23 protein-coding genes and 1 tRNA gene are annotated in these 22,901 nt (G+C 43.4%); 8 read left to right on the top strand and 16 right to left on the bottom strand.

All coding sequences use genetic code 11. From position 1 onward, the window contains the following. Positions 1-8: 8 nt before the first annotated feature. The 4 genes from EO93_RS09655 to EO93_RS17425 form a co-directional block, all read right to left on the bottom strand. A complete protein-coding gene (locus tag EO93_RS09655) occupies positions 9-758 on the bottom strand; it encodes an arsenite methyltransferase (RefSeq protein ID WP_048162266.1) in 750 nt (249 codons plus the stop codon). A 16-nt stretch (positions 759-774) separates the two neighbouring features. Beyond that, a complete protein-coding gene (locus EO93_RS18165) occupies positions 775-1,281 on the bottom strand; it encodes a helix-turn-helix transcriptional regulator (RefSeq protein WP_082107618.1) in 507 nt (168 codons plus the stop codon). Between the two features lie 267 nt (positions 1,282-1,548). Further along, positions 1,549-1,689 carry a hypothetical protein gene (locus EO93_RS17430; protein ID WP_156161007.1) on the bottom strand — a complete coding sequence of 47 codons (141 nt, stop codon included), beginning with the start codon at positions 1,687-1,689 and terminating at the stop codon, positions 1,549-1,551. A 107-nt stretch (positions 1,690-1,796) separates the two neighbouring features. Then, positions 1,797-1,937 carry a hypothetical protein gene (locus tag EO93_RS17425; protein ID WP_156161283.1) on the bottom strand — a complete coding sequence of 47 codons (141 nt, stop codon included), beginning with the start codon at positions 1,935-1,937 and terminating at the stop codon, positions 1,797-1,799. A gap of 548 nt (positions 1,938-2,485) precedes the next feature. Between EO93_RS17425 and EO93_RS09645 the strand changes: the two genes are divergently transcribed. After that, on the top strand, positions 2,486-3,331 hold the full coding sequence (locus EO93_RS09645; protein WP_048162264.1) for a sulfide/dihydroorotate dehydrogenase-like FAD/NAD-binding protein: 846 nt from the start codon (positions 2,486-2,488) through the stop codon (positions 3,329-3,331). 17 nt (positions 3,332-3,348) lie between these two features. Beyond that, positions 3,349-4,758, top strand: coding sequence for an NADPH-dependent glutamate synthase (gene gltA / locus EO93_RS09640; protein ID WP_048162262.1), 1,410 nt, complete (start codon positions 3,349-3,351; stop codon positions 4,756-4,758). 152 nt (positions 4,759-4,910) lie between these two features. Here the strand turns inward: gltA and EO93_RS09635 are convergent, their stop codons facing one another. The 8 genes from EO93_RS09635 to EO93_RS09595 form a co-directional block, all read right to left on the bottom strand. Beyond that, the gene (locus EO93_RS09635; RefSeq protein ID WP_048162260.1) at positions 4,911-5,093 is read right to left on the bottom strand and encodes a hypothetical protein; all 183 of its coding nucleotides are present in this window, start codon (positions 5,091-5,093) and stop codon (positions 4,911-4,913) included. 232 nt (positions 5,094-5,325) lie between these two features. Then, positions 5,326-5,397, bottom strand: a tRNA-Arg gene (locus tag EO93_RS09630). A 204-nt stretch (positions 5,398-5,601) separates the two neighbouring features. After that, complete coding sequence (locus EO93_RS09625; RefSeq protein ID WP_048162258.1) at positions 5,602-6,144, bottom strand: nitroreductase; 543 nt, start codon at positions 6,142-6,144, stop codon at positions 5,602-5,604. A gap of 221 nt (positions 6,145-6,365) precedes the next feature. After that, entirely contained in the window at positions 6,366-7,373 is a 1,008-nt protein-coding gene (gene ilvC, locus EO93_RS09620; protein ID WP_048162256.1) for a ketol-acid reductoisomerase, read from the bottom strand. Between the two features lie 410 nt (positions 7,374-7,783). After that, positions 7,784-8,269, bottom strand: coding sequence for an acetolactate synthase small subunit (gene ilvN, locus EO93_RS09615; RefSeq protein WP_048134610.1), 486 nt, complete (start codon positions 8,267-8,269; stop codon positions 7,784-7,786). Beyond that, complete coding sequence (locus EO93_RS09610) at positions 8,269-9,963, bottom strand: acetolactate synthase large subunit (RefSeq protein WP_048134608.1); 1,695 nt, start codon at positions 9,961-9,963, stop codon at positions 8,269-8,271. The genes ilvN and EO93_RS09610 overlap by 1 nt, the downstream gene beginning before the upstream one ends. 311 nt (positions 9,964-10,274) lie before the next feature. Beyond that, positions 10,275-11,765, bottom strand: a complete 1,491-nt coding sequence (locus EO93_RS09605; RefSeq protein ID WP_200895036.1) for a (R)-citramalate synthase — start codon at positions 11,763-11,765, stop codon at positions 10,275-10,277. Between the two features lie 497 nt (positions 11,766-12,262). Continuing rightward, on the bottom strand, positions 12,263-13,348 hold the full coding sequence (locus EO93_RS09595; protein ID WP_048162251.1) for a M42 family metallopeptidase: 1,086 nt from the start codon (positions 13,346-13,348) through the stop codon (positions 12,263-12,265). A gap of 426 nt (positions 13,349-13,774) precedes the next feature. Here EO93_RS09595 and EO93_RS09590 point away from each other — a divergent pair, with 426 nt between their 5' ends. Continuing rightward, positions 13,775-14,128, top strand: coding sequence for a prefoldin subunit beta (locus tag EO93_RS09590; RefSeq protein ID WP_048134602.1), 354 nt, complete (start codon positions 13,775-13,777; stop codon positions 14,126-14,128). A gap of 170 nt (positions 14,129-14,298) precedes the next feature. Continuing rightward, entirely contained in the window at positions 14,299-15,303 is a 1,005-nt protein-coding gene (locus tag EO93_RS09585; RefSeq protein WP_048134600.1) for a bifunctional oligoribonuclease/PAP phosphatase NrnA, read from the top strand. 23 nt (positions 15,304-15,326) lie between these two features. Here the strand turns inward: EO93_RS09585 and EO93_RS09580 are convergent, their stop codons facing one another. After that, positions 15,327-15,524 (bottom strand): hypothetical protein, encoded by a 198-nt coding sequence (locus tag EO93_RS09580; RefSeq protein ID WP_048162250.1) that lies wholly within the window; start codon positions 15,522-15,524, stop codon positions 15,327-15,329. A 344-nt stretch (positions 15,525-15,868) separates the two neighbouring features. Here EO93_RS09580 and EO93_RS09575 point away from each other — a divergent pair, with 344 nt between their 5' ends. From EO93_RS09575 to EO93_RS09560, 4 genes are all read left to right on the top strand, one after another. Next, positions 15,869-17,173 (top strand): phenylacetate--CoA ligase family protein, encoded by a 1,305-nt coding sequence (locus EO93_RS09575; RefSeq protein ID WP_048134598.1) that lies wholly within the window; start codon positions 15,869-15,871, stop codon positions 17,171-17,173. 402 nt (positions 17,174-17,575) lie between these two features. Next, the gene (locus EO93_RS09570; RefSeq protein WP_048134675.1) at positions 17,576-18,013 is read left to right on the top strand and encodes an ACT domain-containing protein; all 438 of its coding nucleotides are present in this window, start codon (positions 17,576-17,578) and stop codon (positions 18,011-18,013) included. A 632-nt stretch (positions 18,014-18,645) separates the two neighbouring features. Then, positions 18,646-18,999, top strand: coding sequence for a DUF2103 domain-containing protein (locus EO93_RS09565; RefSeq protein WP_048134673.1), 354 nt, complete (start codon positions 18,646-18,648; stop codon positions 18,997-18,999). Between the two features lie 23 nt (positions 19,000-19,022). After that, entirely contained in the window at positions 19,023-20,000 is a 978-nt protein-coding gene (locus EO93_RS09560) for a methanogenesis marker 12 protein (protein ID WP_048162248.1), read from the top strand. A gap of 33 nt (positions 20,001-20,033) precedes the next feature. On the opposite strand, the gene EO93_RS09555 is transcribed toward EO93_RS09560, so the two are convergent. From EO93_RS09555 to EO93_RS09545, 3 genes are all read right to left on the bottom strand, one after another. Further along, entirely contained in the window at positions 20,034-20,615 is a 582-nt protein-coding gene (locus tag EO93_RS09555) for a TIGR00288 family NYN domain-containing protein (RefSeq protein WP_048134594.1), read from the bottom strand. Between the two features lie 452 nt (positions 20,616-21,067). Continuing rightward, positions 21,068-21,496 carry a hypothetical protein gene (locus tag EO93_RS09550; RefSeq protein WP_235282966.1) on the bottom strand — a complete coding sequence of 143 codons (429 nt, stop codon included), beginning with the start codon at positions 21,494-21,496 and terminating at the stop codon, positions 21,068-21,070. Then, positions 21,493-22,161, bottom strand: coding sequence for a rhomboid family intramembrane serine protease (locus EO93_RS09545; RefSeq protein ID WP_048162247.1), 669 nt, complete (start codon positions 22,159-22,161; stop codon positions 21,493-21,495). The genes EO93_RS09550 and EO93_RS09545 overlap by 4 nt, the downstream gene beginning before the upstream one ends. Between the last annotated feature and the right edge of the window lie 740 nt (positions 22,162-22,901).

The raw sequence follows: 22,901 nt of genomic DNA, 5'->3' as shown, positions 1-22,901 counted from the left end.
AATTCTTCTCATACCCAGGCTTTTAATTTCAGGCTTTCAACTGGCAGACCTCCGTACTGCCTTTTACTTATATCCGAATCTTCAGCCAGGATTTTAACCGAAAACCCTGCATTTATTAAAAGATTCAGATACTCCTCTTTTAATACAGCACCAGCGACACAGCCTGCAAGCAGTTCTGTGTCATTTTTAAGATCTTCGGGAAGCTCAGCCAGGAGGACCATATCCGAAACATACATCCTGCCTTCTGGCTTCAGCACCCGGAAGGCCTCCCTGAAAACCTTTTCTTTATCCGGTGCCAGGTTAATCACGCAATTGCTGATAATAACATCCACCGAACTATCATCAACCGGAAGAGCTTCAATATCCCCATGGCGGAACTCAACATTTAAATATCCATATTTTTGGGCATTAGCCTGTGCTTTTTCAATCATTTCAGGAGTCATATCGACTCCAATAACCTTTCCTGAGCTTCCGACTCTCTGTGCAGCAAGGAAACAATCAAATCCCGCACCTGAACCCAGATCAAGGACAATATCGCCGGGTTTCAGTTCCGCAAAAGCTGTAGGGTTGCCACAGCCAAGACCCAGGTTTGCATCCGGAACAGCCTGAACATCAGCTTCCGAATAGCCAAAAGATTTAGAAAGGTCTGCTGAGCTCGAATCACCGCAGCACCCACCGCCAGAACAGCAAGAGCCCCCTAAAGTTACAATTTCCTGATACTTCTTTTTGATAACTTCTTTTTTTTCAGTGGCATCCATTCTTTTACCCCATTCCTTATTTTTCAGATATTCCTTTTTTATCTTGAGATTTATTTTCGATTGGTTTTTTATCTTGAGATTTATTTTGAGATTTATTTTCAGTTGGTTTTTTATCTTGAGATTTATTTTCAGTTGGTTTATCCGTAATTTTGTTTTCAGCTAGATAATTAGTTTTCCCGTCAATGATATTGGTGATTAGGTTTTCAGTATTATCCGTAGAACAAAATCTGGAAACCTGCTGCCCATTACAACAGGGCTTTATATCCCTTATTCCAAGAGATTCAAGCAAACGCCCGATCTCCTCGTTTTTAATGCTGTAGATGATGTTTCGTCCCTTTCTTTCGTACTTTAAAATTCCAGCTTCGACAAGAACCTTCAGGTGCTTTGAAACCGTTGTCTGATCCTTATTTGTAAGGGAAGAAAAATCACAGGCGCAGTAACTGTGCTCCAGCAAGTAAGAAAGAATAGTAAGCCGTGTCTCATCTCCGAGAGCTTTAAAGAACTTTACTTTGCTATCAAGCATGATTATATGAGTATATGCGCATATGACCATATATATTTAATGAAAAGATGGGTAGTAGGATTTAAAGATACATGAAAAACAGGTGCAGGATGAGACCAGTAGGACACACTGATGCTGAATGGGACCAGTATATCCCCTAATATTCACTAATATCCACTAATATCCGCTAATATCCGCTAATATCCGCTAATATCCACTAATATTCCTTAATATCCATAACATCCTCTATTAACTTATTTCACCTCAAAAAATGAAAAGGTATTAAGGTTATTTGCAGGTATCAAGAAGCGACCTTTTCTTGCCGCCCCGCGCTTCGGTTGGATGAATAGGATCGACGTCTGCGACCTCTTCTCCTTCTTTCTTCTCCAGTTTTTCTCCCTTTTCCCCTTCTCTTCGTTCTTCCGGCATATACCCAACTCCTTTTATAATTTATTTATTCATTTATTTATTCATTTATTTATGGAAAGATTCTTTTCAGCAATTTCGTAACTTCATGCTGTCTTTTTATTTTGCCTTCAAAAAAGAAAAATATCCCATTCTGCCAGTACCCCATCAGAATAGACTTTTCCTTTCTTCAGGATGTTAGAATCTGCAGCTTCAGCTATGGCCATAGTTTGCAGTACCTTTTTGATTACCCCTCCTTTCTGCCAATCCAACCCACGGATCAGCCGAGTTTGGGAATTTTCCCTTAATTTAATTACACCCGCCAGATTTATTAAATTTTTGTGAAAAGGATAAAAGAACCTGGAAAAGTGGTCGTTCTTTTTCAAAAAATATGTCAAAAAGGCAGGCATTTATAATTTAACTAAAAAGATAGTGCAAAACAGGTAGAATTATTAAAATTATTTGGGAGAATATATGACTCAGTACCAAAATCCAGTGATGAATGTAAAATTGAAAATCACTGGATTTTATGATTGGTTACAATTCTCGTGAGAAGAATTTTGGATCGAAGTCTTTAGATCTCGAATATTGATTTTGATTAAAGACCTGATTCTTCTTGCGAATTCAGAATTTCAATCAAGAAATATAAAAATCACTAGATTTTGGAACAGAGTCGAATATATATCCCATTAATCATTATAAGGAGAACGTCCAAGCGGGAAGCCACATAGCTGAAAAACCTTTGTGAAGCTCCGTTATAGTTAAATTTATCGATTCATTTGTTCAGAAAATATGCTTTTACTCAGGAAAATGTGATCTCATGGCATATAGAATACTGGAAAAGGAAGAAATCGCCCCGTCGGTGCACAGAATGGTTATTGATGCCCCTGACGTGGCAAAAGCTGCAAAAGCCGGACAGTTCATAATCCTCAGGATTGATGAAAGGGGGGAAAGAGTTCCTCTTACAATTGCGGATTTTGAGAGCAAAACAGGCACAGTTACTGTAATTTATCAGGAAATGGGCAAGACAACAAAACAGCTTGCAAAGCTTTCTGCAGGCGATTCCCTTGAGGATTTTGTCGGCCCCCTCGGAACCCCTGCCGACGTAAGAAAACTTGGCACTGTAATTCTTGTAGGAGGAGGAGTAGGAGTTGCCCCTATCTACCCCCAGGCAAAGGCTTATACAAATGCAGGCAACAAGGTAATTTCAATTATCGGAGCCCGAAACAAGGACCTCCTGATCCTTGAAGACGAACTGGAGAAAGCCAGTTCCGAACTGTACATAGCAACCGATGACGGGTCAAAAGGGCACCACGGGTTTGTGACCGATATCATGAAAAGGATCCTGGACAGCGGCGAAAAGGTTGCAAGGGTTGTAATTATAGGTCCGCCAATCATGATGAAAGTGGGAGCAGGGGTTGCTTTCCCCTATGATGTGGAAATCCTTGTCAGCCTTAATGCCATAATGGTAGACGGAACAGGAATGTGCGGAGGATGCCGGGTTACGGTCGACGGAGAAACGAAGTTTACGTGTGTTGACGGACCTGAATTTGATGCCCGGAAGGTCGATTTTGTCCAGCTCATGAACAGGCTTGCAATGTACCGCGGCGAAGAGGCAAAAGCTGTGGAAAACTACGAAGAGAAATGCAAGTGCGGACTGCACTGAGAAGGAGGGGAGGAAAAATGCAAGAACTACACGGAGAAAAAACAGGAAACGCAAAGAAAGAAAGAACCCCAATGCCAGAGCAGCCTGCAGAAGAGCGCAGAAAGAACTTTAATGAAGTAACTCTCGGCTACACGAAAGAAGATGCCCTTGCCGAAGCTTCTCGCTGCCTCACCTGCAAGGACCCAAAATGTGTTGAGGGGTGCCCTGTGAATGTGGACATTCCTGGCTTTATTAAAATGGTCTGTGAGGAAAACTTCGAAGGGGCAATCGAGAGAATCAAAGCCACAAACGCTCTCCCTGCAATCTGCGGCCGCGTCTGTCCCCAGGAAACTCAGTGCGAAGCCCGCTGCGTACTCGGAAAGAAGGGTCAGCCTGTTGCAATCGGAAGGCTTGAGCGCTTCTGCGCGGACTATGAGCACGAAAAAGGCGTGAAGGCTCCTGAAGCTATGCCCCCAACCGGCAAGAAGGTAGCAGTTGTGGGTTCCGGCCCTGCCGGCCTTACTGCCGCGGCAGACCTTGCAAAGCTCGGCCACAAAGTAACAATCTTTGAGTCCCTGCACAAAGCCGGAGGAGTCCTGAGTTACGGCATCCCCGAGTTCAGGCTGCCAAAAGAAATTGTGCGGCAGGAAGTAGAGTACATCGAAAAACTCGGTGTAGAGGTCAAGCCCAATTATATCATAGGCAGGATCAAGACCCTTGACGAACTCTGCGACGATTTCGATGCCGTATTTCTGGGTACGGGTGCCGGACTCCCTAACTTCATGGGAATAGAAGGCGAAAACTTCAACGGCGTATATTCTGCAAATGAATTCCTGACCCGCGTAAACCTCATGAAAGCCTATGACCCCGAATACGACACAATGGTCAGGCTTGGGAAAAATGTGGTTGTAGTCGGAGGCGGAAACGTGGCAATGGATGCCGCTCGCTCTGCTCTCCGTCTGGGCGCAGAAGAGGTAAGCATAGTCTACCGCCGCGGAGAAGACGAGATGCCCGCCCGCCGGGAAGAAGTCGAGCACGCTAAAGAAGAAGGCATAACCTTCAGGCTCCTGACAAACCCTGTCCGCATCCTCGGCGACGAGAAGTTCAATGTAACAGGCGTCGAATGCATAAAAATGGAACTTGGCGAACCTGACAAGTCAGGTAGAAGAAGCCCTGTCCCTGTTGACGGCTCGGAGTTCCTTGTGCCTGCGGATGTTGTAGTTATTGCCATAGGCACCTCCCCCAACCCGATCATTTTCAAAGGCTCGGAAGGCCTTGAACAGAACAGGCGGGGAACTGTCGTTGCTGACGAGGAAACCGGTGCAACCTCCAAATGCGGAGTCTTTGCCGGCGGAGATATAGTAACAGGCGCAGCAACCGTAATCAGTGCAATGGGTGCGGGGAAGAAAGCTGCAAAGGCAATTGATGAGTTTTTGAAAAGAAATTAAGGTCAAAAGAGGAAAAAACAGAGAGCTGAAAAATATATTCAGTATCTCTTTCTTCCCATATTTTTTTCAACATAAAAAGTAGCTTACATCAGAACATTCCTTTTTTACCAAATTTGTAAATTCACCGTTAAAAACTCTAGATTGGCTTGAAATCAAAGGCTTTCCACAACTATCTTCAAAAGGACAATCAAAGCTACAATTAAAAAGAGCGTCCACACAAGTGGAAGCAGAGCTTTGAGCAGGAAATACAGTATTATTGCTATGAAGAGTAACTGAATTAAGGACAGTTTCCTTCTCCCCACACGCAGAAAACGACGATTAAATCCATGAGCCATGCTGTAAACCTTCCAGAGTTCTCTTTTTGTTATATGTATACTTCAATTCTTGTATTATATTTTTTGCCCGTAGATGATAATATATCCTGAAAAGCTTCCAGAATATTAACCCTAAATGAAATCAAAATTATTAAGTAGAGAACACAAAAAGTAAGATAGGAATTAAAACCCGGATGTTTTTCAAAAAAATTCCAGTCTAAATGTTTGGAAGTTCAGCAAGAAAATTAATTAACAGGTCTGCTGGGAATCGAACCCAGGTACGAAGCTCCGGAGGCTCCAATGATATCCGCTACACCACAGACCTTCATTGTGAAAAAGTTATGCTCGGTTAACTGACATATAAAGCGATGATCAGTTAACTGGCTATAGTGCCAAATAGCTTATAAATTTAATCCTCAATCAAATTATAAATATTTTCTTAAAGAAAGTTTATCAGAATAAACTTCCGGCAGGTTAACTTAAAACTCCCGAATTCGGTATTGAATTCAGGATCTTTGAATTCAGGATCTTATTCTGCCCATTTTTGCCCGTACTTTTCTTCAAACACGATTTCAGAAAGGGCCTTGCGTGTTGAAGTCCTCTCTTTTGAGACCGGTTCCCCGATAGCCAGCACGGCCATGAGTTCGAGTTTAGAGGAACACTCGATAATTGAATTGACCTTCTCGCTCTGGTTTAAGATCTCCCCGAGCCAGACCGCGCCCAGGCCAAGTTCACAGCAGGCAAGGAGCATGTTCTGGATAGAAGCCCCTATTGCCTGGATATCTTTAGTCCTGTTGTACGAATGTTCGGTATCCAGGAAAGCGGCAATAAGCAGGGGAGCTCCTGCAATAATACTGGAATAATGAGTGCATTCCGAGAGCTTATGGATGGTTTCAGGGTTCCTGACAACTATAAAGCGCCAGGGCTGGTTATTCAATCCGGAAGGAGCCCAACGACCTGCATTCAGGATTGTGTTGATTTCTTCCTTGCTGATGGGCCTGTCTGTAAACTCCCGGACACTCCGTCTGTTGAGGATCGTGTCAATGACTTTGCTTTCTCCTGTTACTGGCATATTTACTCTCCGGATTGAAGTTTCAATTTCAAATTTATGAACTTTCTGTTAAAAGATTAAAATCAAGTTATTAAACGTTACCGGCAAACAGTAAGGAATCACCCTCATGAAACCGAAAAAAGATAGAAAGACACAATAATCGAAAAAAAAGTCCGGAAAAAAAGAAGTCGGCCAGACCACCTAAATGGCCGGGCCTAAAAATGAAAAAAGAAACTTAAGGCTCAGTCGTCATCAATTTTCTTGTTGAGCCAGGGGATATTTGCCCTGATTTCCTTGCCGACAACCTCAAGCGGGTGTTCCTTTTCCTGGTTTTCCATGGCTTTGAGCACAGGGTGGTTGACCATGCCTTCGAGGATGAATTCTTTTGCAAATTCCCCGTTCTGGATCCTTTCAAGGGCTACGTACATGGCTTCGCGGGATTCTTCGTTGATGACCCTCGGGCCAACGGTCATGCCGCCGTATTCTGCGGTGTTGGAGACAGAGTGCCACATTCTCTCAAGCCCGCCTTCGTAGATAAGGTCCACAATGAGTTTGACTTCATGGCAGGTTTCGAAATATGCCATTTCAGGCTGGTACCCGGCTTCCACAAGCACCTCAAAAGCTGTCTTGATAAGCGAGGAAATCCCTCCGCAGAGGTCAACCTGTTCTCCGAAAAGGTCGGTTTCGGTTTCTTCACGGAAGGTAGTCTCGTAAACTCCTGCCCTGGTTGCACCGATACCCTTGGCGTAGGAGATAGCAAGTTCCCTTGCCTTTCCGGTTGCGTCCTGGTAGACTGCAATCAGGCCCGGTACTCCGATGCCTTCTGTGTAAGTTCTCCTGACAATGTGCCCGGGACCTTTGGGGGCGACCATGAAGACGTCCACATCTTTTGGAGGCACTATCTGGTTGTAGTGGATATTGAAGCCGTGAGCAAAAACAAGGGCGTTGCCGGCTTTCAGGTTGGGCTCAATCTGAGAATAGTAAACAGAGGACTGCTTTTCGTCCGGAAGGAGGATCATGATAACGTCTGCAGCTTTTGCAGCGTCTTCAACAGTCATAACCTTCAGGCCATCAGACTCAGCTTTTGCCCAGCTGGAACTGCCTTTCCTGAGCCCCACAACGACATTGAGCCCCGATTCATGGAGGTTCCTTGCGTGTGCGTGGCCCTGGCTTCCATAGCCCATTATTGCGATTGTTTTATCTTTAAGTGCATCAAAGGTAGTTTCATTATCATAAATTATCGTTGCCATTACTAAATTCTCCTGGTTGATTTTTCGGATTGATTTTTCTGATTGATTTTACGGATTAATTTTTCTGATTGATTTTACGGATTAATTTTTCTGATTGATTTTACGGATTAATTTTTCTGATTAATTTTTCTGATTAATTTTTCTGATTGATTCTTTAATTATGTAATGAGAATTCCCTGCATTATTCGGGGAAGTGTTCAAATTTCGAACACACATACTTCCCTGAAATTAAACAAACTGATTTTCGAAAAGTTACTGTCTCTGGGTCTGAGCAGCCTTCTGAGATGTAGAGAGAGGCCGGAAACCCGGAAAGTTTCTAAGAAGACCTTTTGAATTAGAAAAGGCTTCCGGCTGCCCCAATCTGTGAAAAAATAATTGAGCAGCTACCTCTCTTTACCTGCCCTTAATATTTAAACCTTCTTTGACCCGCGCACCAGTGCAATCTTGCCTGTCCTGACCAGTTCCTTGATCCCGAACTGGCGGAGAAGTTTTTCAATTGCCTGGATCTTGCCTTCGTCCCCTGTAACTTCAACAGTCATGGACTTCGGAGCAACATCCACGATCCTGGCCCTGAAGATATTTGCAATCTGAATAATCTCTGCCCTTGTGTTCACATCGGCTGCGACCTTAATAAGGACAAGTTCCCGCTCAACCGCATCGTCACCTCCGATATCCGTGACCTTGATAACGTCTATGAGCTTGTTGAGCTGTTTTGTTACCTGTTCGACCACATGGTCATCCCCCTGAACCACAATAGTTATTCTCGAAATATCAGGGTCTTCAGTAACTCCCACAGCCAGGCTGTCGATATTATATCCACGCCTTGAGAACAGCGAAGCCACTCTGGAGAGCACACCGGACTTATTTTCCACAAGAACTGCAAGTGTGTGTTTCATCAGTGTTCCTCCATGTCAATGATCTCGTTAATTGCAGCTCCTGCCGGCACCATGGGGTAGACATTTGCTTCGCATTCAACAATCACGTCGACAACAGCAGGTCTGCCGGACCTGATAGCCTCTTCGATTGCAGGCCTGACTTCGGACGGCTTTTCTGCGCGCAGCCCGAGAGCTCCGTAGGCTTCAGCAAGCTTTACGAAGTCAACACTGCCCTTGATAAAGGTGTAGGAATACCTCTTGTCGTAGAAGAGTTCCTGCCACTGCCTGACCATACCCAGATAACCGTTGTTCAGGATCACGGTAACAACCGGGATATCGTTCTGGACCACAGTTGCGAGCTCCTGAGAGTTCATCTGGAAAGAACCGTCACCTGAGATATTGATAACGGTTTTATCCGGCCTGCCGACCTTGGCGCCCATGGCTGCAGGGAACCCGTATCCCATTGTGCCAAGCCCGCCTGACGTAAGGAAGGTACGAGGCGTACTGTATTTGAAGAACTGAGCCGCCCACATCTGGTGCTGTCCAACTTCCGTAACTATGATTGCGTCCTTGCAGGCTTCGGATATCTGCTCGATAACAAACTGAGGCATTATTACATCCGTAGACACCTGACTGTAGCCAAGAGGATATTCCTTTTTCCACTGATTTATCTTTTCAATCCATTCCGCGGAATTGCAGCGCTGGATATATTTAATCAGGGATTTAAGTACCTGTTTTGCATCCCCGACAATAGGGACATGCACCTTTACATTCTTGGAAATCTCGGCAGGATCAACATCAATATGGATAATCCTGGCGTTGGGGGCAAAAGACTCGAGTTTACCGGTCACGCGGTCGTCAAACCTTGCTCCCACGGCAATGATAAGATCGGACTCCTGAATTGCATAGTTTGCATATTTGCACCCGTGCATCCCCAGCATTCCGACATAGAGAGGATGTTCAGTCGGGATAGAGCTTATACCCATAAGAGTGGTAGTAACCGGAGCCATGATAGTCTCGGCAAGCTCAATGAGTTCTGCACTCGCGTTCGAACTTATTACTCCCCCTCCTGCGTAGATTATAGGCCTGCAGGAGTTTGCAATTTCTTCGGCGGCTCGTTTTATCTGCTGAGTATTACCCTTGTAAGTGGGCTTATAGCCTCTAAGCTCTACCTTGTCAGGATATTGTAAGTCAATCTCTATATTCTGTACATCCTTTGGAAGGTCAATTAATACCGGGCCAGGCCTTCCGGTGGATGCTATGTGGAAGGCTTCTTTCACAATCCTCGGGATTTCCTGTGGATCCTGTACGAGATAATTGTGCTTGGTAATTGGCTGAGTAATGCCCGTAATATCTGCTTCCTGGAAAGCATCGTTTCCGATAAGGGATCTTGGTACCTGGCCGGTTAAGGCTACAATTGGCACTGAGTCCATATATGCAGTAGCAATACCTGTTACCAGGTTGGTTGCTCCAGGGCCTGAAGTAGAAACACAGACCCCGGTCTTTCCAGTAGCACGAGCATACCCGTCCGCAGCATGAGCCGCTGCCTGTTCGTGGCGTACGAGTATGTGGCGCAGATCTGAATCATAGAGTTCGTTGTAGAAAGGAATGATCTGCCCTCCGGGGTATCCGAAGAGAGTGTCAACTCCTTCCTTTTCGAGGCACTTTATAAGAGCCTTTGCGCCGTTGACTTTTTCTGTTGACCCGGTTGTCATTATTTATCTCCTTATTTATTTCTTGAGATTTGGTCTAACTGGACACTCACATTTCAGGTGAGCACCTTTCCAGTTAGGGTGTGTTTATAAGAAATACTTTTTTATCTACCTTATCTCTCACACTCACACTTTTTTTATTGCGAATTCTGCAAATACATCATAATCAATCATGTTATATATGGTTGAGGGTTTCTCCGGGTATTAAGAGTGTCAGAGATCCCCAATTTCAAAAATTTCTTCAAACAGGAAAAAGAAGAGAGGACAGAAAAGTCCTCCTGAGAACCCTTTGAAGTTCCGCATCCTTTTATGATTTACTCTACCCGGATAAGGCGGTTCATCCCGTTCATTACGGCTTCTACAGAGGCCATGATAATGTCCGTTCTTGCTCCGCTTGCGGTAATTACCTTTCCGTTCTTGGAGAGTTTTACCCTTACCTCTACAAGGGCGTCAGTTCCGCCGGTAATTGAGTCTACATGGTACTCTTCAAGGATAATGTCTTCAGCACAGGAACTTACAGCTACTCGGATAGCATTGATCACAGCATCCACAGGTCCGTTTCCGATTCCAGCCTGTACGATAACTTTGTCTTTTACATTGAGCTTTATGGAAGCGGTTGGAGTTACCCGGTTGCCAGATACAATGGTGAACTCTTCTAATTTTACCAGAGGTTCCTTGTAAATATCAAGCACGGTTTCTGCGATGGTCTGCAGGTCAGCATCGGTTATATGTTTACCCTGATCACCCATCTGCTTGACTCTGTTGAAGATTTCTTCAGTCTGAGCCTCATCAGCCTCAAGCCCCGTTTCCTTTAAGGCAAGAGTAATAGAGCTCCGTCCAGCATGTTTACCAAGTACGATCTGGCGCTGCCGTCCGATATATTCGGGACTCATCGGCTCATAGGTTGCTTTGTCAGCCAGAAGCCCGTGCACATGAATTCCTGCTTCGTGAGTGAACGCATTTCCCCCTACAAGGGCTTTGTTAGGGGACACGGGAATTCCGGTCAGCCGGCTTACAAGCCTCGAAGTCCGGTATATCTGCTCATGCTTGATGCCGGTGTCATATTTATAGAGCCACTCCAGGTTCATTACAACTTCTTCAAGAGCAGCATTTCCAGCTCTTTCCCCTAAACCATTAATTGTCACATGTGCCTGCTTTGCTCCTGCAGCCAGCGCAGCAATTGTATTTGCAGTTGCTAAACCGAAGTCGTTGTGGCAGTGAATGCTTATAGGAGCTTTCAGGGAGGAAGACAGGTCCCGGAAAATCTCGGTGGTCTTTTCAGGCACCAGAAGCCCTACAGTATCACAGAAACATAACCTGTCAGCTCCGGCGTCGATTCCGTCAGCATAAATGGCTTTTAAGAACTCAGGGTCTGCCCGCGAGGCATCTTCTCCACTCAGCTCCACAATCAGGCCGTGGTCTTTAGCATACTCAGTGACCTCGGCTGCGATCTGCCTTACTGCATCCCGGTCCTTTTTGATTTTCGTCCTGATATGCAGATCCGAAACCGGAGCTACAAGGTGGATTGAATCGACGTCGCATTCAAGAGCATGGTCAACATCCATTTTTACAATCCGGCAGTAGCTGCAGATTTCGGCATTGAGCCCTGCGTTCGCTACAGCCTTGATGGATTCCCTTTCACCTTCGGAAGTAATTGCAGAGCCTGCCTCGATTACAGAGACTTTCATCTCATCAAGGGCCCGGGCAATTAAGAGTTTCTTCTCTTTGGTCAGGGCTACGCCAGGTGTTTGTTCACCATCTCTCAAAGTAGTATCAAGAAAGCGAATATTTTCGAATAATACAATCCCTCAGTTTTGGTGTTTATTGCAATAGATTAGTTCTGCACGACAGAATATAATATAAATACTATTTTATAGTATTTTGAATTATTTTATATTATTTTATCGCATTTTGCAAAACCCATTTTATTATATTACAGATATTTTAGCTCAGAATCCCCGTTCTATCCGGGAATCTCCCCGAATTTATTCCCGGGCTCTCTGAAACTTCTCTTCAATAGGTAGACCATAGTATTTTTAGTTTCCAGTTAACAATACCCCTTACTTATAAAAAAAGTAAAGGCCAGCACAGGTCAGAAGCTTTGCAGTCCGAAAACTGAAAAGAGAGATAAATGGGATCCTGAGAGTTTCTCGCAAATCTGCAGGAACAGCCAATAGCAGTTGCTCCTGCGGAAACACCTTTGAAGATTACCCTTAAGAAAACTGTCCGTACAAGTTGCACTGCAGGAAAATGGTCCTGCTGTGCTCCCGGCAATTATCCTTAAAAAATTGAGAATGAGGATTTAGAAATATTTTTGGACATTTTCGATTGCCTTCACAATGAGGGAAACGCAAGCTTCTATATCTGCCGTATCCAGAACTTCCACTGGAGAGTGAATATAGCGTGTGGCTATACTAACCGTACCTGTAGGAATGCCTTCCTTTGTGAGGTGTATTGACGTAGCATCGGTGGTGCCGCCAGAACCTACGCCCAGCTGATAGGGTATCTCATTTGTATCAGCGGTTTCCCGGAGCCATCTGAGAATCTGGGGATGAGCTATAAGACCCCTTCCCGAAGCGTCTGCTACAGTTATTACGGGTCCTTTTCCCAATTCAAGAGCTGAATCGGTCTTGCTGATACCCGGATGATCTCCCGGGATAGTTGTATCAAGGGCAAGGGCAACATTCGGACAGAGCCCGAAAGCACAGGTTTTTGCTCCTTTGAGCCCTACTTCTTCCTGAACCGTGCCCACGGCATAAACATTTGCTTCAATTTTACGTTTGTGGAGCTGTTTCATGACCTCAAGGAGAATTACAACTCCTGCGCGATTATCAAAAGCCTTGGAGGTAACCTTCCCGTTTGCCAGGGGTACGAATGCCCTGTCAATTGAAGCTGCGGTGCCTATCTCGATTCCCAGATTGCCGGCATCCTCTCTGTCTTTTGCCCCTATGTCGATAAACATATCCTCAAGTTTCACGGGTTTTTTCCGGTCCTCATCTTTCATTACATGAGGAGGTTTGGAACCTATAACTCCAGGGATGGCACCCTTTTTGCCATGAACCACGACTCTCTGGTTCAGAAGAGTCTGGTCAAACCATCCCCCTATCCCGACAAAGCGCAGGAATCCGTTATCATCGATATATCTGACCATTAACCCTATTTCGTCCATATGGGCAGCCAGCATTACAGAAGGCCCTTTTCCCTCTTTAACGGCAATGAGGTTCCCCATGACATCTTCCCGCATACTTTCAACATAGGGTTCGAGCTCTTTTTTAAACAGTTTCCGGACGTCACCTTCAAAACCGGAAATTCCGTGGGCGTTTGTGAACATTTCGAGAAGAGATTTTATTTCGTCAAGGTTTCCGCCTTTTTCCATATTTGCTTCCATATAAGAAAATCTCCTGAATATTGGTTTAATCTGGAGTGTTAGTCTGAGTGCGCACATCTTAATTCTGGTGGATGCTTATTCAGTTTGAAGTGCACTCAATTGATTTGCTAAATAATCTGTTTAATATAACATATTATAAATGCCCATTTATGATTATCCTTTGCTGAAAGACTTTTGAGGCTTTTTAGTCCCCGTAGGTTTAACACATGTTTCGTGGCCGCGACCATGTTCGGCCCATAACTTTTCCACATGATCTTTTCTATATTAATTTAATTGTTCGGATGTCTTTATTTAAGTTTAACTTGTTGTTGAAGTTTTTGGCAGGAGCTTTTAAGCTACTTTCTGAGGGGGGATTATTTTCGGAAGCTGTAAGGACAGAAACATTAAAATCATTTCAGGTTTATTGAGGACTCAGGTGAAAATTATATGACTTCAGAATTACCTCCTCAAATCCAGAACCAGATAGCACAGCTTCAGCAGGTCCAGCAGCAAGTTCAGGCTCTGACCATGCAGAAATCTCAGATTGAAGCTATGCAGAAAGAGTCCAAAATGGCTCTTGACGAATTAGAACGACTGGCTGACGATGCGGTTGTCTACCGTAATGTCGGAGAACTGGTAATAAAAACAAGCAAAGAGGAGTCAGTTTCAAAACTTAAAGACAGAGAAGAAACCCTCTCACTCAGGCTTCAATCTATTTCCAGGCAGGAAGAAAGGCTCACTACCCGCTTCAAACAGCTTCAGGAGCAGATCCAGCAGGCTCTTGGACCCAGAGCACAATAACCTTTTATTTTTCTTTTGCGTAAATAGAATGCAGGACATAACTATAGCCATAATGGCTATAGTTATAAGATCTATAGCTCTAACGGCTATAGATAGAAATGGAGATTGTGCCGAAATCCCGGAACTCCGGGAATTTTGATACCTATAAAAAACGGTAGCCAGAGTGGACAATGCAAGTTGATGAAGCGGAGTTTTACAACCGGCTCCTTGACTATCGAAACATTTTATATTTGTGTCATCGGAATGCAGATCCGGATGCTGTTAGCAGTGCTTTTGCCCTTTCTGAGGCACTGGGAGGTACGGTAGGGCTCGTAGACGGTTGCAACCGTGTAGCTACCGTACTGATCGACAGGCTCGGAATAGAGGTAGTGGATAAGCCAGACCCTGCAAATTATGGTTTTGTTGTCGTGGTTGATACTTCGACAAAAGCGCAGCTAAACGATATCGAGCTGACCAGTTACTGCGTAATTGACCACCATACAACCACCGCCCTTACCGAGAATGCAGAATTTTACCTGCACCGGAACACGACCTCGACTGTAGAGATAGTATATGATATTTTGAAAGCAATGGGAGCCCCGATTAACCGAAGGGTAGGAATCGGTATGCTCACAGGAATCGTAACAGACACCGGGCATTTCAAGCACGCATCAGTTGATACTTTCCGAACAGTGGCGAAAATCATTGAGGCTAGCGGAGTTGAATACGGGGAAGTGCTTGACCTGATGGCTGCCACCCCACAGGATATCTCAATGCGCATAGCTATCCTGAAAGCAGCAAGCAGGGTTGAACTCGAGAGGGTAGGAAATATGCTTATAGCTACTTCTCACGTGAGTTCTTTCGGAGGCTCGGCATCTTCCATGCTTATTAACATCGGAGCTGATGTGGCTTTTGTTGGCACTACCAAAGGAGAAAGTGTCAGGGTAAGTGCAAGGGCAAAACGCGATGCTGTAAATGTCGGGGTTAACCTTGGCCAGCTGATGGAAGATATCAGTAATGAATATAATGGCACAGGAGGCGGACATTCAGGAGCTGCTGGAATAGATATAATCGCTAATATGGAAGAAGTGCTGCACAAATGCAGGGAAATGACAAAGAAAATCCTTGAAAATTCCCTTGGAACAACCTCAACAGAGATTTCTGAGGATGAAGTTGAAGTCAATGAAGATGAATAGATAATAAAAAGTGGTTAGAATAACTATAATTGTTCCCAATGCCTGAAAAATATTATTTTTCGGCATATGTTTCCAATTAAGTATATTTTTTCCAATTCAGCATATTTTCCCAATTCAGTATATTTTTCCAATTCAGTATATTTTTCCAATTCAGCATATTTTTCCAATTCAGCATATTTTTCCAATTCAGCATATTTTTCCAACTCAGCATATTTTTCCAAGTACCTTTTTTAATTTAATCTGAAAAATATATTTTTTTAGATTTGATAACAACAACTATTATTAATATGAGAATCCAACTTAATCTTCACATTATCATATCTACCGGAAGGTCGTATCCGCCCGGAAGTACCTCGATCTTCCGGAATGAAAAACCAGCGTCAACTACCCGCTAAATCTAAAGATTTAACGGGTTTCCTGCTGTGGGTTTATGAAATGAGAGATATCGTCGTTAAAGCATGACCTTAAAGGGGCATGAAATGAAAAATATACGCACGAGAAGGTCGAAAGAGACGCGACCTGAAAATGAAAGGTCTCAATATAAAGAACACAGAGCGTGAAAAAAATGCCAGAATACTGGGATCCTGAAATCGAGACAATGCCTGTAGATGATTTGAAAAAGTTGCAGGAAGAAAAACTGAAAAAACTCGTACATTACGTGTATGAGAATTCTCCATTTTACAGAAAAAGGTTTGACGAACACGGCGTTCGCCCGGAAGACATCCGGACTCTCGAAGATATTAGAAAGTTACCTTTTACTTTTAAGCAGGATCTCAGAGATACATACCCTACCGGAATGTTTTGCGTCCCGAACTCAAAGCTCACCCGCTTCCACGCTTCCTCGGGCACAACGGGCAAACCGACGGTAGTCGGGTACACCCGCAAGGATATTGATGACTGGGCAGAGTCCCTGGCCAGGGCGTTCACATCCGTCGGGGTGGGGAAAGACGACATCCTCCAGGTAAGTTACGGGTACGGACTTTTTACAGGCGGACTCGGCGCCCACTATGGAAGTGAAAAAGTTGGAGCAACCGTCCTCCCTGCAAGTTCGGGAAACACCGAACGCCAGCTTGAACTCATAAAAGACCTTGGTACGACAACTATAGCCTGCACTCCTTCTTACTTTTTATACATGATTGAAACTGCAAGGAAAGAAGGCATCAGTATCAGGAACGATACAAAATTAAAGAAGGGATTTTTCGGGGCTGAACCCTGGTCTGAGGAACTCAAGAAACGAATAGAAGATGAATCAGGGATTAAAGCCTACGATATCTATGGAACTTCAGAACTCAGCGGCCCCCTCTTTACAGAATGTAAGGAACAGTGCGGCATCCATATCTGGGCAGACCTGTTCCTGGTAGAGATACTGAATCCCGAAACAGGAGAACCTGTTCCTGATGGAGAAACAGGGGAACTCGTAATCACCACCCTTGCAAAAGAAGCAAATCCCCTTATTCGCTACAAGATAAGGGACCTTACCAGAAAACTTTCGGAGCCCTGCAAATGTGGCAGGACCCACCCAAGGATCACACGTATCAGCGGGCGCTCAGACGATATGATTATCGTGCGCGGCATTAATGTATTCCCAGGACAGGTCGAGTCGGTTTTGATGAATATCCCTGAAGTAGGGAACCATTTCATGATTATCGTGGACAGGATAGGACCCCTCGACTCAATGAAGGTCCAGATCGAAATGCATGAGTCTGCCTTCAGCGACCGGATGTCGGACATGATGGCACTCAAAAAGAAAATCGCAGGCGCTTTAAAGAGCGTGCTGAACCTTGCAGTAGAGGTAGAGCTTGTGGAACATGGTTCTCTGCCGCGTTCGGAAGGGAAATCAAAGAAAGTCATCGATAAACGAAAGATCTGAAGTTTGAAATCTGAAAATTAAAAGGTCAAGAAATTTAAAATTCCAGAAAAAAGGAATGCCCGGGAAAAACTATAGAGTAATGCTTCCCTCCGGGGATTCCTAATTTCGGTTCCTTTTTTAAGCCCCTCTTTTAAATCCGGAACGGGTCTTTATACTGTTAAAACAATACATATATAAACTTAAAATATACACAGAAACTTATATTATATTCTGAGAAAAATATTGAGAAAAGAAGGAACTGAAAAAGAAGGAACTGAAAAAGAAGGAACTGAAAAAGAAGGAACTGAAAAAGAAGGAACTGAAAAAGAAGGGACGGAAAAAAATTAAAGAATCTTAATTAATTCGATAGAAAAAAGAATAAAAGATGTAACAGAATACGGGATAAAAGGTATGGGTGCTGGAATGGAAGACAAAATTATAAAACAAATTTCCCTTTTTGCGGAAAACAAACCTGGCAGACTTGCAAGTGTGGCAAATAAATTGAAAAGCGCCGGCATAAATATAAGGGCATTTACCATTGCCGAGTCCGGAGACTTCGGGATCATTCGCATGGTTGTGGACAGGTCAGACTATGCTCACAGTATACTCCATGATGCCGGGTTCACAGTTTCAGAAACCAGCGTTCTTGGAATCGAAATGGAAGACGTCCCCGGCAGCATGTCCCGGATTGCGGAAGTTTTCGGAGAAGCTAATATCAACCTTGATTATGCCTATGCTTTTGTCACCAGGGAACAGAAAGCCCTTCTTATAGTCCGGGTAAACGAGATTGAAAAGGCGGTAAAAACGCTGGAAGAGAACAATATAAAACTAATCGGCAAGAAGGAACTTGAAAAGATCTGATTTTGATCGTGCACCGGATTTTCCGGGAAGACAACTTTAAAGAAAAAAACAGGAAATAATCCAGAGCCCGACACATTATATTGATGTGCCGGAGCAATCTGGAAGTTCTCTTTTTACAGATTCTTGCCTGAGTGGCAATTGATATATATAGAAGATTTTGCAGCCAGGAGAGACTTGTAGCCGTAAGTATTTATAAGAGATTTTCTGAGCCTCTCCTGTGTAAATAAATATACATACAATAGATATACATCCAATACTCGGAATAGATATACATCCAATATTCGACAGGTCGATATAAAAAGTAAAACATTTTTCCGGATACTATTTTTGAAACTAGAAGATCTACTTTAAAATTTTTGACAATGTGTACATATATTCGAGATCTCGGTTCAGAAATCAGTAAGAGATCGTGTATGGAATAACAGATATTGGAGATTGGTTTAAAAATATGGCAAAAAACGGCATCGGAAAAATATTCCAAAAATATAAAACACCTGCTGAATGCAGGATACCATTATAAATATAAAAAGAGCAAACAGAAAAAGACTTTTTTGAGAATAAAAAAGGCAATCCATACAACAGTAAACAGGGATTTGACCGACAAAAAAGTAAAGTCAGCCGGTTTGACTAAAATGACAGAGAATAAAAATAGCTTGCAGGAAAATACTCAAAACCTTTCAAAGAATAAACTTGGCGGATCTCATACTACAATTATTGGAGGGAGAGCTGGAAAAAAACTCATAAAGCTTGTAAGCCAGCACCCCGAAATAAAAAAAGTAATTCCGTCAGTAATTTCCGTAAAAGGTGTTGCAGGAGGAAAACTGGCTGGAAAAGTCCTGCGTACTGACGCCAGAGGGAACCTGAGGCTATTGCTATCAGAAGGGAGAAGTTTCCAGGAAGTCAGGCTGGTGACAACAGTTGGTACCGCTGATGAAGGGGACAGAATCATGAACGAATTAAATGAGATCTTAAAAAATGCCCTCTGAGGCGTTGAGGGAGAGGTTATTACTTGGCATTCATAGGGGTTGACCACGGAACAACAGCGATGCGTTTTGCACTTATTGGGGATGAAAAGGTTCTGACCTTTGAACTCGGAAGGGCTGAAGCGGCTGCAATGTCAGAAAACGAAATTCTGGAATCCATTGAAAAAGAGTTTGGAATCAAGATTGGAGACATCGACCTGATCGCTCTGACCTACTCTATGGGAGACGGCTTTTCTGCAATCAAGGACGTAAGGAAACTTGAAGGGAGAGGGCTTCAGAGTACCGAAGGTGCAGGAAAAAAGACAGGAGGAGGCACACGAGTATTTGATGCCGTCAGAAACTCCGGAATTCCGGCAATAGCAATTCCTGGCCTTCACGTGGGAAGTAAAGTAGATCCGAGAATGAAGGTCTTTTCCCATCTCACAAGCCCGGAAAAGCTTGGGATTGCATATCATATCCGGTGTCTTGGCTATGAAGACTTTGTAGTTTCCGATATAAGTTCTAACACTGTGACCCTTGCAGTTGCTTCAGGAAAAGTAATTGGTGCAATTGACGCCTGTATTTTTGCTCCGGGAGTTCACCACGGACCTCTGGACCTGCAGGCAATCAGGAACGTTGACGACGGGCGCCAGACAGCAAACCAGGCTTTTATAGAAGCAGGGACCCTGAAGATGACTCCATATAAAGACAGGGAAGAACTGCTCAATGCAGCCGAAAAAGGAGAAAAACCTGCCCTGCTTGCCCTTGATACGATAGCCCTTTTTGCAGCCATGGAAATCGTTTCGATGCAGCTTCTCATGAAAGACTATGGGGTTACCGGAGCAGTCTTTCTGGCAGGCTCGGTCGGGGAAGTAGAGTACGTACAGAAAAAGATCTGCACACACCTGGACCAGGAGTGCCGGAGCCTCGGGAAGTGGCACGCTGCAATCGGCTGTGCCGAGATAGCAAGGGACGTTTCTGCCGGAAAAAAACAGATCCTCGGGGTAGATGTCGATTATCCTTAAAGAGTGGAGAAAGGCTATCCTTAAAGAGAAGAATCAGGTCTTTTCCACAGATTCTTCATACTCTTCTTCATTATATTCTTCGAACTCCGAGGCTTCAAGTTTTCCCTCTTTGACTTCATCATCATAACCACTCATGCGATTTTTGCCCATGAGAATGACATAATCCGCAGAGTTCTTGAGCGCGGTGGAAAATCCGGGCTCAACCCCAAAGATAATGGTCTCTTTCCCATGCTCGTTTGCTTTGTTCAGGAGCGGTTTGAAATCCGCATCTCGGGTCACGATTGCAAGGGTATCTATGTTGGGGTTGTAGACCAGTTCCATGCCCTCCACTGCGAGGCGCACATCCACATCACTGGAACAGATGATGGGCTCAAGGCCATGGTTTTCAATAGCCTCGACAAGCTTGTCAGAGGCGTACTGGTTCAGGAAAACACGTCCAATCTTAATATTCCCGTAATCTTTCAGAACGTCCCTTATTTCCTCAAGATTTACATCAAACTCTTTTCTGAGGATATTCGGCCCATCCACCAGAAGTCCTATTTTCCTCCTGCCGACTTCTTTCTTAGTACGGAGGTATCTAGAAATGGAATCAAGTCCGCTTTTTACAGGCTTCATTATTAATGTCCTCTGTGATCCTTACAGTTTTACTCGACCTGCATCTTTTTACTTTTAATGCTCCCGATCATCGGGGAGAATTGATCTGAGGGCAGTAGAGATTCCAGCAGCCCTCTCATGTCAATCGGTACTGAGATTTTGCTTTAACCTTCGAAAGACCGCAGTTTTAGTGTTCATAGCCATGAGTTTACAACTATGGTTTATCAGGTTTAAAGCTTGATACCCGGCAGTTCGGGTAATAATCTGTTATATCTAAATATTTGCTTTTCTGTAGTAAAACATTTGCATACTTTGACAATTAAAGGTCTTAATTTTGCCTGATCTGAGAGATTGGACTAAAAACCTGATCTGCCCTGGAAAAGGTAAGGTATGAGATATAATTGTATGAGATATAATTAAACCTCTCAAAATTAAACGATCTAACTATAAAACACGATATATATTTTATATAATTATAATTTATCGGAAAAGGGGCCTTTTTTAACTTCCCGAATGATGTAAGGGGACTCCAGAAGTTCAAAGAGATTTTCAGTTTTTCTTCCCTTCTTCTGCCTGCTATACCGGATTTCTCCTGACTGCTGGAGGAAAACTTCATAGATCCTCATAAACTGCTCGAACTCCGACTCCGTAAGCTCTATTAACCCTTCTCTCCCCGCTAACCAGTCATAGACCTGCAGAAGGACAATTTCTCTTACTCTTTTTAGACCTTCTTCTTCAGGCTCTTCAGGTGCTTTTTCAAAGTAGAGAGTGTTTTTCAGCTTCGGAGACCAGGCTGCAAAAACCCGCCTGAAATTTAAAACCTGTATTGGAACTTTTTCCCCGGGGTCGGGCCTAGTATAATAATACCTGTCCTGAGAAAAAATCTCTCCTTCCAGACTCACCACCTGCCGGTATACCTCGATTTCAGATATTTTTCATGGATTTTCTTCATACGAAAACCCATGTAAAGCCCTACGAAGAGTCCGCTCAGGTGAGCTGTGTGGGCTATCATATCCGACGAATTGACCATTAGAAAATCAAAAGCAGCAAACAGCAATAAGGCATGCTTTAAACGCATAGGGATAAAATATACATACACCCTTATATTTGGCTCAAGTACGGTAAGGGCTGCAAAAACCCCATAAATCGCTCCGCTAGCCCCAATCATAGGACCAGGGTAAATGTTGAAAATAGGCCGGCTTAAGAAAGTGTACCCTATTGCAGATAGAATTCCTGCAGTGAAAAAGATCCCCAGGAGTTGTTTATTCCCTACCCTTCTCTCGAGTGCAGTCCCGAAGAAATACAGGACGAGCATATTAAAAAAAAGATGCCATAATCCGTTGTGCAGGAAAATGTATGTGACAAGCGTCCATGGCCTTGCCAGTATAGAACCGGGATCAAACTGAAAAGCGCTTATATAGAGAGACCCCATGCCCGGAACCATTTCCAGAAAAAAAGAAATTACGCACAGGGCAATAATTGCCATCGATGGGCTTGTAGAAACAGAACTTTTGATTCTGTCGGTTGTTCCGCCTCGAGACTCGTATGGTGTATCACGGTTAAACATGTTCCAGTTACTCTCTATTTTAATCCAGTATAAAAGTATTGAATAAAATCACCTGAATAATAAGGCAAGTTTTAAAAGGCAACTTAGAATGTCTCAAAGTGGATCAGGAAATGTTATTCAGATACAAGATGTTGTCCAAACACAAGAATATTATCCAAACATAAGCTCAGGAACAAATAACAGGTACGTAAATTGATCCATAGCAAGGTTCATAGCCTGAAAAAGCTGCCGTAAGAGAATCTCATACTTTAAGCCGATCCCAAAAATTCATGTTATAAATTTAGAAGTTCTTACATTTTGAATCCTGTACTTTAAATCTCAAATATTGAAAAACCCGATAAGCAAAGTGATTAACTGCAAATTTCAGAAAATCAAATTGATTGGTTTTGACCCCCAACTTTGGAAACAAGCAATCTTGAATCTCGAACTTTTTTAATGTAATAATGTAATGGTATGATTCCATGATATTAATAGTATCAGGCTTCCAGAAGCAAGTCCAGAACTATTTTTAAATAAGGATGAATATTATTTAAATCAAAGAATTTATTGATAAATATTCAAATGTGAGAATCATATTTATTCCTTTCCTGAAAAAAATCATGAAAACGGTTTACAGCGTTTACTGTGTAAATTGGTTTAGGGAACGTACCGATATAAATAAGTTTTGATATTTTCATAAGAAAAAAAAGTATAATAATTATAATTATTATTATGAATATTAGACTGTCTCTTATACACAT

Source organism: Methanosarcina sp. 1.H.A.2.2 (assembly GCF_000979975.1).
GTDB lineage: Archaea > Halobacteriota > Methanosarcinia > Methanosarcinales > Methanosarcinaceae > Methanosarcina.
The sequence above is the reverse complement of the archived record's forward strand: the minus strand, read 5'-3'. Positions and strand labels throughout refer to the sequence as shown.

Bases quoted from the DNA above. Each gene is read 5' to 3' on its own strand.
- EO93_RS09655 (WP_048162266.1), bottom strand. From the start codon at position 758: ATGGATGCCACTGAAAAAAAAGAAGTTATCAAAAAGAAGTATCAGGAA.
- EO93_RS18165 (WP_082107618.1), bottom strand. From the start codon at position 1,281: ATGCTTGATAGCAAAGTAAAGTTCTTTAAAGCTCTCGGAGATGAGACA.
- EO93_RS17430 (WP_156161007.1), bottom strand. From the start codon at position 1,689: ATGCCGGAAGAACGAAGAGAAGGGGAAAAGGGAGAAAAACTGGAGAAG.
- EO93_RS09645 (WP_048162264.1), top strand. From the start codon at position 2,486: ATGGCATATAGAATACTGGAAAAGGAAGAAATCGCCCCGTCGGTGCAC.
- gltA (WP_048162262.1), top strand. From the start codon at position 3,349: ATGCAAGAACTACACGGAGAAAAAACAGGAAACGCAAAGAAAGAAAGA.
- EO93_RS09635 (WP_048162260.1), bottom strand. From the start codon at position 5,093: ATGGCTCATGGATTTAATCGTCGTTTTCTGCGTGTGGGGAGAAGGAAA.
- EO93_RS09625 (WP_048162258.1), bottom strand. From the start codon at position 6,144: ATGCCAGTAACAGGAGAAAGCAAAGTCATTGACACGATCCTCAACAGA.
- ilvC (WP_048162256.1), bottom strand. From the start codon at position 7,373: ATGGCAACGATAATTTATGATAATGAAACTACCTTTGATGCACTTAAA.
- ilvN (WP_048134610.1), bottom strand. From the start codon at position 8,269: ATGAAACACACACTTGCAGTTCTTGTGGAAAATAAGTCCGGTGTGCTC.
- EO93_RS09610 (WP_048134608.1), bottom strand. From the start codon at position 9,963: ATGACAACCGGGTCAACAGAAAAAGTCAACGGCGCAAAGGCTCTTATA.
- EO93_RS09595 (WP_048162251.1), bottom strand. From the start codon at position 13,348: ATGGAAGCAAATATGGAAAAAGGCGGAAACCTTGACGAAATAAAATCT.
- EO93_RS09590 (WP_048134602.1), top strand. From the start codon at position 13,775: ATGACTTCAGAATTACCTCCTCAAATCCAGAACCAGATAGCACAGCTT.
- EO93_RS09585 (WP_048134600.1), top strand. From the start codon at position 14,299: ATGCAAGTTGATGAAGCGGAGTTTTACAACCGGCTCCTTGACTATCGA.
- EO93_RS09575 (WP_048134598.1), top strand. From the start codon at position 15,869: ATGCCAGAATACTGGGATCCTGAAATCGAGACAATGCCTGTAGATGAT.
- EO93_RS09570 (WP_048134675.1), top strand. From the start codon at position 17,576: ATGGAAGACAAAATTATAAAACAAATTTCCCTTTTTGCGGAAAACAAA.
- EO93_RS09565 (WP_048134673.1), top strand. From the start codon at position 18,646: ATGACAGAGAATAAAAATAGCTTGCAGGAAAATACTCAAAACCTTTCA.
- EO93_RS09555 (WP_048134594.1), bottom strand. From the start codon at position 20,615: ATGAAGCCTGTAAAAAGCGGACTTGATTCCATTTCTAGATACCTCCGT.
- EO93_RS09545 (WP_048162247.1), bottom strand. From the start codon at position 22,161: ATGTTTAACCGTGATACACCATACGAGTCTCGAGGCGGAACAACCGAC.